Annotated in this window: 12 protein-coding genes; 11 read left to right on the top strand and 1 reads right to left on the bottom strand. The window is 29.3% G+C overall.

The window, feature by feature from the left end; genetic code table 11:
• Positions 1-27: 27 nt before the first annotated feature.
• Together Q0997_RS18790 and Q0997_RS18785 are read left to right on the top strand one after the other, a co-directional pair.
• The gene (locus Q0997_RS18790; RefSeq protein ID WP_299891867.1) at positions 28-2499 is read left to right on the top strand and encodes a DUF5686 and carboxypeptidase regulatory-like domain-containing protein; all 2472 of its coding nucleotides are present in this window, start codon (positions 28-30) and stop codon (positions 2497-2499) included.
• A 36-nt stretch (positions 2500-2535) separates the two neighbouring features.
• On the top strand, positions 2536-3060 hold the full coding sequence (locus Q0997_RS18785; protein ID WP_299891865.1) for a DUF1648 domain-containing protein: 525 nt from the start codon (positions 2536-2538) through the stop codon (positions 3058-3060).
• Here Q0997_RS18785 and Q0997_RS18780 read toward each other — a convergent pair.
• Entirely contained in the window at positions 3057-3698 is a 642-nt protein-coding gene (locus tag Q0997_RS18780) for a protein-L-isoaspartate(D-aspartate) O-methyltransferase (RefSeq protein WP_299891863.1), read from the bottom strand. The genes Q0997_RS18785 and Q0997_RS18780 overlap by 4 nt on opposite strands.
• A gap of 156 nt (positions 3699-3854) precedes the next feature.
• Between Q0997_RS18780 and Q0997_RS18775 the strand changes: the two genes are divergently transcribed.
• From Q0997_RS18775 to miaA, 9 genes are all read left to right on the top strand, one after another.
• On the top strand, positions 3855-4814 hold the full coding sequence (locus tag Q0997_RS18775) for a Gfo/Idh/MocA family oxidoreductase (RefSeq protein ID WP_299891861.1): 960 nt from the start codon (positions 3855-3857) through the stop codon (positions 4812-4814).
• 255 nt (positions 4815-5069) lie between these two features.
• Positions 5070-5957, top strand: a complete 888-nt coding sequence (locus tag Q0997_RS18770) for a 3-hydroxyacyl-CoA dehydrogenase family protein (protein ID WP_299891858.1) — start codon at positions 5070-5072, stop codon at positions 5955-5957.
• Positions 5958-5969: 12 nt separating this feature from the next.
• Complete coding sequence (locus Q0997_RS18765) at positions 5970-6593, top strand: M23 family metallopeptidase (protein ID WP_299891855.1); 624 nt, start codon at positions 5970-5972, stop codon at positions 6591-6593.
• Between the two features lie 5 nt (positions 6594-6598).
• A complete protein-coding gene (locus tag Q0997_RS18760) occupies positions 6599-7831 on the top strand; it encodes a DUF1015 domain-containing protein (protein ID WP_299891852.1) in 1233 nt (410 codons plus the stop codon).
• Positions 7831-8490 (top strand): YggS family pyridoxal phosphate-dependent enzyme, encoded by a 660-nt coding sequence (locus tag Q0997_RS18755; RefSeq protein ID WP_299891850.1) that lies wholly within the window; start codon positions 7831-7833, stop codon positions 8488-8490. Before Q0997_RS18760 ends, Q0997_RS18755 begins: the two co-directional genes overlap by 1 nt.
• A gap of 20 nt (positions 8491-8510) precedes the next feature.
• Positions 8511-9872 (top strand): exonuclease domain-containing protein, encoded by a 1362-nt coding sequence (locus Q0997_RS18750; RefSeq protein ID WP_299891931.1) that lies wholly within the window; start codon positions 8511-8513, stop codon positions 9870-9872.
• Positions 9872-11824 (top strand): DUF3857 domain-containing protein, encoded by a 1953-nt coding sequence (locus Q0997_RS18745; protein ID WP_299891847.1) that lies wholly within the window; start codon positions 9872-9874, stop codon positions 11822-11824. Before Q0997_RS18750 ends, Q0997_RS18745 begins: the two co-directional genes overlap by 1 nt.
• 31 nt (positions 11825-11855) lie before the next feature.
• A complete protein-coding gene (locus Q0997_RS18740; RefSeq protein ID WP_299891844.1) occupies positions 11856-12689 on the top strand; it encodes an ion transporter in 834 nt (277 codons plus the stop codon).
• 7 nt (positions 12690-12696) lie between these two features.
• Complete coding sequence (gene miaA / locus Q0997_RS18735; RefSeq protein WP_299891841.1) at positions 12697-13608, top strand: tRNA (adenosine(37)-N6)-dimethylallyltransferase MiaA; 912 nt, start codon at positions 12697-12699, stop codon at positions 13606-13608.
• The last annotated feature ends 71 nt before the right edge of the window (positions 13609-13679 follow it).

The raw sequence follows: 13679 nt of genomic DNA, 5'->3' as shown, positions 1-13679 counted from the left end.
TATAGTAATATAACATCAATCAATCTCATGACTAAATACCAGTTACTACTTGCCTTTTATTTTATATTAAACATTTCATTTGCCCAAATTACCGGCAGTGTTGTTTCAGAAAAAAACGAACCGCTTTCTGCAGTAAACGTTTATATAGACAATACCTATATTGGTACATCTACCAATAATGATGGTAATTACACTCTAAATTTTAATCAAAAGGGACAGCACACTGTCGTTTTTAAGTATTTAGGTTATAAGACCATAAAAAAAGAGATTTCAATTAAAAAATTTCCATATACATTAAATGTACAATTAGAAGCAGAAGATATTTCTTTAGCTGAAGTTGAAATAAATTCTGATGAAAATCCGGCCGATGGCATTATTAGAAAAGCTATTTCAAAAAGAAAAGCCATGTTAGAGAAACTAAGTGAATATCGTGCTAGTTATTATTCTCGAGGCTTATTAAGAATTATAGATGCCCCAGAAAAATTATTAGGTCAAGAAATTGGTGATTTAGAAGGCGCTTTAGATTCAACAAGAAGTGGTATAATATACTTATCTGAAACTATCTCTGAATTAGAATACCAACGCCCTAAGCTATTAAAAGAAAAAATAATAGCCTCTAAAGTTAGTGGTGATGATAATGGTTTTAGTTTTAACAATGCAGCTAATGTTAATTTCGATTTTTATGAAAACACTGTTGATTTAGCCAATGCGAAAATAGTCTCGCCTATTGCAGATTTTGCTTTTAATTACTACGAGTATAAATTAGAAGGTGTCTTTTTCGATGAACGTGGTAACTTAATAAATAAAATTAAAACAACTTCAAAACGACCAAATGACAAAGCCTTTAGTGGGTATGTGTATATAGTTGAAGATGATTGGCATTTATATGCTGTAGATTTGAATATTACAGGGTTTCAAGTAGAAATTCCACCTGTAGATTTCTTTTTTATTCAGCAAAACTATTCGTATTCAGAAAAAGACGATATGTGGGTAAAACTATCATTAACCTTCGATCTAGATTTTGGAATGCTAGGTATTAAAGGTGATGGACGATTTATTGCTGGTTATAGCGATTGGGATTTTAAACCAGATTTCCCAGAAAAAACGTTTAGTAGAGAACTTTTATCATTTGGAGAAAACTCAAATAAAAAAGACTCTACCTATTGGAAAGAAAAACGTTCTGTTCCTTTAACAGAAGAAGAAAGTACAGATTATATAAAGAAAGACAGCATACGTATTGTAAGAGAATCAAAACCATATTTAGATTCTATAGATAAAAAGAATAATAAATTTAAGCCATTAGGAAGTTTGCTTGGTGGTTATACTTACCAAAACTCATTTAAAGATTATAGTATTGGTATTACATCTCCTATTGAAGGTATTAGTTTTAATACTGTTCAAGGTTGGAATGCTAATATGAATTTAACTTTTAATAAAAACTATGACGAATTTAGACGTTATCTATTTATTAAAACTACAGTAAATTATGGTGAAGCAGACAAACGTTTAAGAGCCAATTCATCAATAAGAATGCGATTTAATGCTACTAAAAATCAATTCTTAACTGTTTCTGGTGGCGTAGAAGCAAAACAATTTAACAATGCCAATCCTATATCTAGAGTAGAAAACGCAGTAAGTAGCTTATTTTTTGAAGATAATTATGCAAAATTCTACGATTTAAGTTATGCTAAAATTGCATACTCTCAAGAAGTGTTTAATGGTCTCCGAGTATTTACAGATATTGCTTACGAAAGAAGAAAAGCATTATTTAATAATACCAATTATGTTCTAATAAACCAGAGTGATGATGTGTATACAAGTAATAACCCAATAAATGAAACAGCTTATAATATAGCGCCATTTAGTACACATAATATTATGAAGTTTAATGCTACTGCAAGAATTAACTTTGCACAATATTATTTAACATATCCTGACGGTAAATTTAATATTCCCGGTAACAAATACCCTACGTTAAACCTAAGTTATGAAAAAGGGTTTAGCTCAAATAATTCAAATTATAATTTCGATCAATTTAAAGCGCAATTATTCCAAAACGTAAGCTTAGGCACTTTTGGTGATTTTAGATATAATGTAAAAGGTGGTATTTTTAGTAATGCAGATAATATTGCTTTTGTAGATTATCATCATTTTAATGGTAACCAAACGCATATTAAATTAAATGGTAGTTATACTAATAGCTTTAAAAATTTACCATACTATGCTTTAAGTACTAATGATTCTTATGGAGAATTTCATTTAGAGCATAACTTTAAAGGTTACATCATGAATAAATTACCATTATTAAGAGCCTTAAAGACGAATTTAATTATTGGAACCAATATTGCCGCTACAAAAAATAATAAACCTTATAATGAGTTTTCTATTGGTTTAGAGAATCTTGGATTTGGTAAGTTTAGATTACTTCGTGTAGACTATGTTAGATCATATCAAAGCGGTTTTATTAATGATGCCGTTATGTTTGGAATAAGTTTATAATACAAATGATTATTTTAAATATTAAAATTAACCCTTATGTTTAATGAAAATAGACCTAAGCTAAAACTAACAAAAACTAAAACACAGAAGGCTTTAGACATAGCAACTTTTGGAACTTTATTATTAGCTAGTATTTATGCTATTATTAGTTATTCTACTTTACCAGATCAAGTACCTATGCATTTTAATTTATCGGGCAAAGTTGATGATTATGGTAATAAAAATACTGTTTGGGTTTTAATAATTCTAGCTTTTGGGTTGTGTTATGGATTATTTAAATTAAATAACTATCCACATCTATTTAATTATCCTAATCCCATAACCGAAGATAATGCTGAGAGTCAATACAAATCTGCAATAAAAATAATGAGTCTTGTTAATTTTATGATGGCTTTATTATTTGCATTAATAATATATCAAATTGTAAGTCTAGGTATAAGTGGTGAAAAGAAAACTACTGTATGGTCAGAATATCTTATTTATGCTATTGTTAGCATTATGATTTTTGGGCCACTTATTTGGGTAATTAAAACGACAGTTTCATCAAGTAAAAAAGGTTAATTTTTATCTTCTAACAAAGGTACAAATCGAAACTCTCCAAATTCGGTTTTTTCAAACGCTTTAGGGCCTTTTCTAACAAACAAAGTCATAGTTTGAACAGTATCGCCAACTGGAATTACTAAGCGACCTCCAATATCTAATTGTGCCAATAATGGTTTAGGTACAAATGGTGCACCTGCAGTAACTATTATACTTTTAAAAGGCGCTTCTTCCACCATACCTTTATAGCCATCTCCAAAAATTAATTTCTTAGCTCTGTATCCTAGTTTAGGTAAAAACTTACTTGTTTTTTTAAACAATTCTTGTTGCCTTTCAATACTATATACCTTAGCTCCTAATTCACATAAAACAGCCGTTTGATAGCCGCTTCCTGTGCCAATTTCTAATACTTTATCTCCTCTTTTAATTTGCATTAATTCGGTTTGAAAAGCCACAGTATAAGGTTGAGAAATGGTTTGATCTGCTGCTATAGGAAAGGCTTTGTCTTGATAAGCATGATCTAAAAAACTAGAATCCATAAACAAGTGCCTAGGTATCTTACCAATAGCTTCTAGTACACTATTATTAGTAATGCCTTTTGCTTTTACAACTTGAACCAATTGTTGCCGTAAGCCTTTATGCTTAAAAGTATCTTTCAAAATCTGGGAAGTTTAGTGGGTTAAAAATAGTGAAATGATAGAAAGCTAAAAAGGAATATTTAAGATTTAATTTTTCGTAATTAAGTATAAAAAATTCGTGTTAATTCATGAAAATCCTATTTTAATTATCTTATTTTTGTTGAAAACGTAAATTAAATGCTAAACGCTGGAGTTTTAGGTGCTGGACACCTAGGTAAAATTCACTTAAGACTACTTAATCAGTCTGAAAAATATAATCTTGTAGGTTTTTATGATGCAGATGACGCCAATGGTAAAAAAGTAGAAGAAGAATTTGGTTATAAATATTTTAATAGCATAGAAGCTTTAATCGAAGCTGTAGATGTTGTAGATATAGTAACACCAACCTTATCTCATTATGACTGCGCTAGACAAGCTATAGCTAAAGGAAAACATATTTTTATAGAAAAACCTATAACCAATACTGTTGAAGAAGCAGAAACATTAAGAGCTTTGGTTGCAGAATATGGAGTTAAAGGTCAAGTTGGGCATGTAGAGCGTTTTAACCCCGCATTTATAGCTGTTAAAGAGCAATTAAATAGCCCAATGTTTATTGAAGCTCACCGTTTGGCAGAGTTTAATCCGCGTGGTACTGATGTGCCTGTTGTTCTAGATTTAATGATTCATGATATTGATGTTATTTTAAGTGTTGTTAACTCTAAAGTAAAAAGTGTGTCTGCAAGTGGTGTGTCTGTAATAAGCGATACACCAGATATTGCTAATGCTCGTATAGAATTTATTAATGGCTGCGTAGCAAACTTAACTGCTAGTCGTATTTCATTAAAAAATATGCGTAAAACACGTTTCTTTCAAAAAGACGCTTATATTTCTGTAGATTTCTTAGAGAAAAAATGTGAAGTTGTAAAAATGAAAGACGCGCCAGAGAATCCGGGTGATTTTGATATGATACTTCAAAATGCAGAAGGCATAAAAAAACAAATTTATTTTGACAATCCTTATGTTTCTGCAAATAATGCCATTTTAGATGAATTAGAAACATTTGCCGATGCCATTAATGCTAACACAAAGCCAATTGTAACTTTACATGATGGTACCGAGGCTTTACGTGTAGCAACAATGATTATTGATCAGTTTTAAAAGGTAAAACCTTCTTTTAGCTTAATTAATAACTGCATTTAGTAAAAAGTACCGCTAGATTTTAGACTATGAAAAAAAAAGATATACCAAAAGAATCTAAGAAAAAGAAAAAGCCCTTTTGGACATATATAGCAGATTGTATTGTCCAAATGTTTTTTGGAGCATAAACAGTATCAGTGATTAATAATACTTAAAATAATAACAACAAATATTAATAAGGTTTCCGTTTAAAGGAAATGAAAAAATAAATTTTTAATGAAAAACGTAGCAGTAATTGGAGCAGGAACTATGGGAAATGGTATCGCTCACACCTTTGCACAATCAGGTTATAAAGTACAATTAATAGATATTAATGAAGACTCTCTAAAAAGAGGAATGGCAACTATTACTAAGAATTTAGATAGAATGGTCGCTAAAGAAAAAATTTCTGAAGCTGATAAAGCAGAAACATTATCTAACATTACAACCTATACAAATGTAAATGAAGGTGTAGAATATGCAAGTTTAGTTGTTGAAGCTGCTACAGAAAATATAGATCTAAAACTTAAAATATTTAAACAGTTAGATGAAGCTTGCCCAGATGATACTATCTTAGCAACTAACACATCTTCAATTTCCATAACGCAAATTGCTGCAGTAACTTCTAGACCAGAAATGGTTATTGGCATGCATTTTATGAATCCTGTGCCTATTATGAAATTGGTAGAGATTATTCGTGGTTACAATACTAGTGATGACGTTACAAATACCATTATGGAATTATCTAAAAAGTTAGGTAAAACACCTACAGAAGTTAATGATTACCCTGGATTTGTAGCTAATAGAATTTTAATGCCAATGCTTAACGAATCTATTGAAACATTATACAATGGTGTTGCTGGTGTTCAAGAAATAGATACTGTAATGAAATTAGGAATGGCTCATCCAATGGGACCTTTACAACTATCCGATTTTATTGGGCTAGATGTTTGCCTATCTATACTTAATGTTATGTACGATGGCTTTAAAAATCCAAAGTATGCACCATGTCCTTTATTAGTAAATATGGTTAGAGCTGGAAAATTAGGAGTAAAATCTGGCGAAGGTTTTTATGATTATTCTGAAAGTCGTAAAGCAGAAAAAGTAGCTAAGCAATTTGCTTAAACAAGACCTTATATGTATCGTTTCTTTATTTATAGTTGCTTTTTCACAACTTTATTAGCTTGTAAAAAAGATAATAAAACAATAGATAAAGAAACGATATTCTTTCAAGAAGAAACTGCCAAAGGAAATAATATTGATAAAATAGATTACGAAACTATTTTTAATAACAATTTAGAATATAAATCTACCAGTTTCGATTTTCCTGTTGGCAAACCAAATGCAAAAGGTTATTATAATGCGCAAAAATTTACTGTAAATGATCATTTAGGTGATGATTGGAATGGTCTTGGTGGAGGAAACAGTGATTTAGGCGATACTATATATGCAATTAGCAATGGTTATGTTAGCGAAGTTAAGAATTATGAGGGTGGTTGGGGAAATGTTATTACAATAGTACACTCTTATAAAAACAAATTATACAAATCGTTATACGCGCATTGTGATACAATAATCGCCATTGAAAATAAATTTGTAAAAAGAGGTGAAAAAATTGCTACTATAGGTAATTGTAATGGTCAATACTATGCGCATCTTCATCTTGAAATTAGAGATTCAATAGATTTAGATATTGGCGCTGGTTATTCTAAGAATACAAATGGTTATTTAGACCCAACATTATTTATTAAAAACAACTAAAAATCATGGCAAATATTATTCCGTTCAAAGCTGTAAAACCTACAAGAGATAAAGTAAGTTTAGTTGCTTCTCGCTCATACCAAAGTTACACGCAAGCAGAACGTGAGGCAAGATTAGATTATAATCCTTTTTCATTTTTACATATTGTTAATCCAGGCTATAAATATGACAAAGAAATTTCTGGAAAAGCTCGCTATCAATTGGTTAAAAACCGCTATCTAGAATTTAAAGAAGATGCTGTTTTTAAGCAAGACGACAAACCAAGCTTTTATATTTATAAAATAGTAGATCGAGATAAACAGGTTTTTAATGGTATTGTTGCTGCCGCAAGTGTAGAAGATTACGAGAACGACATTATAAAAAAGCATGAAGACACCATTGCTAGTCGTGAAATCATTTTTAAAGACTATTTAAAAACAGTAGGTTTTAATGCAGAACCAGTACTACTCACCTATCCAGACAATAATGCTATCTCTAATATTTTTAGTACTATACAAAAACAAAGAGCCGAATTTGAATTTACTACAACCTATCGTGATACCCATTATTTATGGCAAATAGATAACGAAGAACATATTAAAATAATAATTGATGCCTTTACAAAAATAGATACACTTTATATTGCAGATGGTCACCATCGTTCGTCATCATCACATCTTTTATGTAAAGAAACAAAAAGTAAAAAAGACAATAAAAATGAAAGCTATAATTATTTTATGAGTTTTCTAATTCCTGAGTCTGAATTACGTATACATGAGTTTAATAGATTAGTAAAAGATTTAAATGGTTTAAGTAAAGAAGAGTTTCTTATACAATTAGATACAATGTATCGTATTGAAAATAGAGGTATTATGCCATATAAACCATCTAAACCGCATCATTTTAGTATGTACTTAGATGGTGAGTTTTACTCATTATATTTACGTAAAGCGAATTATACTTTTGAAAATTCTTTAGAAGAATTAGATGCTCAATTACTCTATAAAACCATTCTAAAACCAATTTTAGGCATTACAGATTTGCGAAATGATAATCGTATAGATTATTTAAGCGGAAAAAAAGAAATTGTTAATTTAAAAAGTAAAATAGATAGTGGTGAATTTACTGTAGGCTTTGGTATGATTCCTGCTACTATAGAACAAATGAAAAACATTGCAGACGATGGCCTAAAAATGCCTCCTAAGAGCACATATATTGAGCCTAAGTTAAGAAGCGGTGTAACTATTTATGAATTTTAATGAGCATAACTAAACAATTACAATCAATAAAGAATAGTCTTCCTAAAAATGTCACTCTTGTGGCTGTTTCAAAAACAAAGCCAATTAGTGATTTGATGGAAGCTTATAATGCTGGACAACGCATTTTTGGAGAAAATAAAATCCAAGAAATGGTAGAAAAGCATGAGCAAATGCCAAAAGACATCCAATGGCATATGATTGGAAATGTACAGCGTAATAAAGTAAAGTACATGGCGTCTTTTGTAAATTTAATTCATGGCGTAGATAGTTTAAAACTACTTGGGGAAATAAATAAACAAGCTATCAAGTACCATCGTACAATAGATTGTTTATTGCAGATAAAAATAGCAGAAGAAGATACTAAGTCTGGAATGTCTATAAAAGAAGCTACAGATCTTTTAAAATCTAAAGCGTATTCTGAATGTGGACATGTAAACATTATTGGTGTTATGGGAATGGCTACATTTACAGATAATCAAGAACAAATTCAAAAGGAGTTTAAAAAATTAAAATCTGCTTTCGAACAATTAAAAGTCATAAATCCTGAACTTAAAACCATCTCTATGGGTATGAGTGGCGACTATAAATTGGCTATAGATTCTGGTAGCACAATGGTTCGTGTAGGAAGTAGTATATTTGGCAACAGAAATTACAATTAATAACATATAAAGACAAGCATATTTACGCAATACTAGACATAGAAACCACAGGTGGTAAATTTAACGAAGAAGGAATAACAGAAATTGCAATATATAAATATGATGGTCATGAGGTTATAGATCAATTTATAAGTTTAGTAAATCCAGAACGAGAGATTCAACCATTTGTAGTTAATTTAACAGGCATTAATAGTAAAATGTTACGCAATGCCCCTAAATTTTATGAAGTTGCAAAGCGTATAGTAGAAATTACTAAAGATTGTATTATTGTTGCTCATAACGCACAATTCGATTATCGTATTCTAAGAACAGAATTTAAACGTCTAGGCTTTGAATTTGAACGTGAAACATTATGTACTGTTGAACTTTCTAAACAATTAATTCCAGATCTTCCATCTTATAGTTTAGGTAAATTAGTACGTTCTCTTGGTATTCCTGTAACAGATAGACATAGAGCTTCTGGAGATGCCTTAGCTACAGTGAAGCTTTTTAAATTATTGTTAGCTAAAGATACAGAGAAGACAATTATCCAGCAAATGGTTAAAAAAGAGCCAAAGTTGCAAATGGAGCCTAAACTAATAGATATAATAGCAGAAACGCCATCGGTTACTGGTGTTTATTACATTCATAATAAAGAAGGTAATATTATTTATATTGGAAAAAGTAAAAACATAAAAAGAAGATTAAATCAGCATTTCACAAAGACAGATCGTAAGTCTAAAAAAATTCAACTCCAAGTAGCTACAGTTACTTATGAAACTACAGGCAGTGAATTAGTAGCATTATTAAAAGAAAGTGAAGAAATAAAACATAATAAACCTATACTTAATAGAGCGCTTCGCAAAACTATTTTCACACATGCCTTATATAGTTTTACGGATCATAATAATTACATTAATCTTACCATCGAAAAAGCAGATGGGAGGAAATCTAACATTACAACATTTAGTACAAGGCAAAGTGGACGACATTTTCTTGAAAAAGCAGTTGAAGATTTTCAATTGTGTCAAAAACTATCTGGATTATATAAAACTAAAGCAAGTTGCTTTCATTATGATGTGAAAAAATGTCAAGGCGCTTGTATAGAAGAAGAAACCCCTGAGAGCTATAACAGCCGTGTTAATGAATTATTAGACAAATACAGCTACAAAAACCAAAATATGGTTATAGTAGACAGAGGACGAGAAGTTGATGAAAGAAGTGCTATATTAATACAAAATGGTATTTTTAAAGGTTTTGGTTTCTTTAATTTAAATCACCAAATAAATAATCTTGATATTTTAGAATCTATTATCACTCCAATGGAAAATAATAAAGATGCGCAACATATAATACAGAGTTTTTTACGCAAGAAGAAACGATTGAAAATTATTCAATTATAATGAGAACATATTTAAATTTTATCGTTTTTTTCTTTGCATTAATATCTAATAGTCAGACAAGTTTCAATTCTGAAAATTTCACAGTATCAAAAGCAGATTTAGAAACAAATACTTTTAAAAAAGACAGTACTGCAAGCGCAATTATTTTAAAAGAATATGGAGAAAGTTATATAGACAAAAATACTTTTGATTTAGTTTTCTATAAAAAAGTTAAACTTAAAATCTTAAATAGAAACGGTTTTGGCAATGCAAATATTTCAATCTATTTATACAATAACGATTTTAAAGAAGAAAAAGTAAAAGATATAATTGCTACTACCTATAATAGTGAAAATGGTAAAATATCTAAAGTAAAATTAGAAAAAAACCAAATTTTTGAAGAACGCCATAACGAAAATTATACTATTGTGAAATTTGCAATGCCTAATATAAAAGAAGGATCTGTTATTAGTTATAGCTATACAACAACTTCTCCTTTTATATATAAATATATGCCTTGGAGGTTTCAATCTGAAATCCCTAAACTTTATAGCGAGTATAAAACAAGTATCCCAGCTAATTACGAATACAATATTAAGTTAGTAGGTGATTTAAAATTAGCAGTTAAAGATGTTACATTAAAAAAAAGATGTATCACTGTTAGCAACGGAGGTACTGCAGACTGTACATTATCAAGATACGTAATAAAAGACATCCCTGCTTTTATTGAAGAAGATTATATGACAACTAAAGACAATTATTTGTCTCGAATAGAATATGAGTTAAAAGTTTTTAATGGTTTTGACGGTACAATTGATAATATTACAAAAACTTGGAAGACCACTGATAAGGAATTAAAATATGACCCCAATATTGGTAGACAGTTAAAAAAAGGAGCTATTGTTAAGAATTTATTGAACAATGAAATAAATGCTATAAAAAACCCTTTAGATAAGGCTAAAGCTATATATACATTTGTTCAAGATAGCTATACTTGGAATGAAGAATATAATATCTTTAAAGATATTTCTCTTAAGAAACTAATAAAAACAGGTTCTGGTAATGTTTCTGAAATTAATTTTTTATTATATAATTTATTAAAAGAAAATGGGTATGATGTTACACCAGTTTTATGCTCTACACGATCTAATGGGTTTCCTACTAAAATATACCCTGTAATCTCAGATTTTAATTACGTTATTATTCAAATAATTATTGAAAACAAAACATACCAATTAGATGCTACAAACTCTTATTTATCGTTTGGGCAAATACCATTTAGAGCATTAAATAAATATGGTAGGTTTTTAGACTTAAAAAATGGTAGTCGCTGGGTTGACATTAAACCTTTAGCAATATCTTCTAAAAGATACAAAGTAGAATTAAGCTTAAATAATGATAATACTATATCTGGAATATCAGAATATAAAGCCACTGGTTATCATTCTTTAGATTTAAAATATAACTATTTTAAAAACCAAGAAGAATATAAAAAGGAACAAGCTTTAAACGAAAATATTATAGATCATGAAATTAAAGTAGATACTAAAAATAGTAATGACATTGAAGAAAAAATAACATTAGAAATACCTATAGAAACAATTGGAAGTGATCTATATGTTAATCCATTCTTAACTACTTTCTTTGATCAAAACCCATTTAAGTTACAAGAAAGAAGCTATCCAATTGATTTTGGATTTCCTGACTCTTATGTATATTATTATAAGTTAAATTATGATTCTTCTACCTACAAAGTTGAAGATATACCTAAAAGCATAATATATAAATTACCTAATAACACAGGAACTCTAGCTTTAAATACTAATAGTAATAAAGACAACATCTCTATATTTTTAAAATTTAATTTTACTGAAGCCATCTATAATTCAAACTACTACCCATATTTAAAAGAATATTTTAATAAGATTATAGAAATTCAAAAAAACTCATTAATAGTACTCAAGAAAAAATAACTAATCTATAATTTAGTATTTTTGAAATAATATGACTAAACCAACAAAAAATAAAAACTGGAAAGCGAAACTTCATGAAATTATTTATGAAGCAGATACTCCTGCTGGAAAACTATTTGATGTTGTTCTTTTAATTTTTATCCTAGCTAGTATTATTTTAGTAATGCTAGAAAGTGTTAAAAGTATTGATGCTAAATATCACAATCTATTAAATATTGGAGAATGGATTGTAACCATTTTATTTACAATTGAATATATCGCTAGAATAGTTTCTGTAAAAAAGCCTATTAAGTATATAACAAGTTTTTATGGTATAATAGATTTACTTTCTACTATACCAAAATACTTATCTCTAATATTTGCTGGTACACATGCTTTAGTTGCATTAAGAGCTTTACGTTTATTAAGAATATTTAGAATACTAAAATTAGCACGCTATTTAGGTGCTTCAAATAACCTTATTACTGCAATAAAAGCTAGTCGTTCAAAAATATCTGTGTTTATATTTTCAGTAGTTATATTATCGATCATTCTTGGTACAATCATGTATATGGTTGAAGGTGAAGAAAACGGTTTTACTAACATACCCAAAAGTGTCTATTGGTGCATTGTAACATTAACAACTGTTGGTTATGGAGATATTGCACCAAATACACCAGTTGGGCAATTTATAGCTTCTATTATTATGATTATGGGTTATGGCATTATTGCCGTACCTACTGGAATTGTTACTTCAGAACTAACTAGAACTAAAGACAAATCGATTAGTACTAATACGCAATCTTGTCCTAGTTGCGCGTCTGAATATCATAGAGATGATGCCGAATTTTGTTATGAATGTGGCCACAAACTACACTTAGAATAGTTAAAAATTGAAATCAGACACAAAATACCTTATCTCAATTGTTGGGCCTACAGCTATAGGTAAAACAAGCTTAAGTATTAAGTTAGCCCAGCATTTTAATACTGAAATACTATCTGCAGATTCGCGCCAATTCTATAAAGAAATGCAAATTGGTACTGCAGCTCCTACTCCACAAGAATTATCTCAAGCAAAACACCATTTCATACAGCATAAGTCTATTAATGAAAGTTATAATGTTGGTGCTTTTGAAAAAGAAGCTGTAAATCTTTTAAACACACTATTTAAGACTCATACTATTGTTATAATGGTTGGTGGTTCTGGCTTATACGTTGATGCAGTAACCAAAGGGTTAGATTATTTTCCTGAAATAGATAAAAGTATTAGAGAACGTTTAAATCTTCAACTTAAAAACGAAGGCATAAAGACACTACAAGATCAATTAAAAATATTAGATCCAGAATCTTATAATACGATTACTATAGATAACCCACAACGTCTTATTCGTGCCCTAGAAATTTGTATTGGTACTAATAAACCTTATTCTTCTTTTTTAAATAAAAACAAAAACAAACGCCATTTTAAAACCATCACTATTGGATTAACGGCAGAAAGAGAAATAATATATAATAGAATTGAAAAACGCGTTGATTTAATGCTTGAAGCAGGGCAATTAAAAGAAGCTAAGTCTTTGTATAACAAAAAAGACTTAAATGCTTTAAATACTGTAGGCTATAAAGAACTGTTTAAATATTTTGACAACGAATGGACTTTAGAGTTTGCTATTTCTGAAATTAAAAAAAACACACGCCGTTTTGCTAAACGACAACTTACTTGGTTTAAACGTAATGAAAATACGTCATGGTTTAATTATAAAACTCCAATTAATGATATTATTAAAGCTATTGATTTAAAAATTTGAGTCGTCCTAAAATAGGTTGACAGATTATAAAATAATTAATTACTATCCTGTGAAGCTAGCTTCACAGGATT

The organism is uncultured Lacinutrix sp., from assembly GCF_947500325.1.
Classification (GTDB): Bacteria; Bacteroidota; Bacteroidia; order Flavobacteriales; family Flavobacteriaceae; genus Lacinutrix.
Note: the sequence above shows the minus strand (reverse complement) of the source record. Positions and strands in the feature narration are given on the sequence as shown.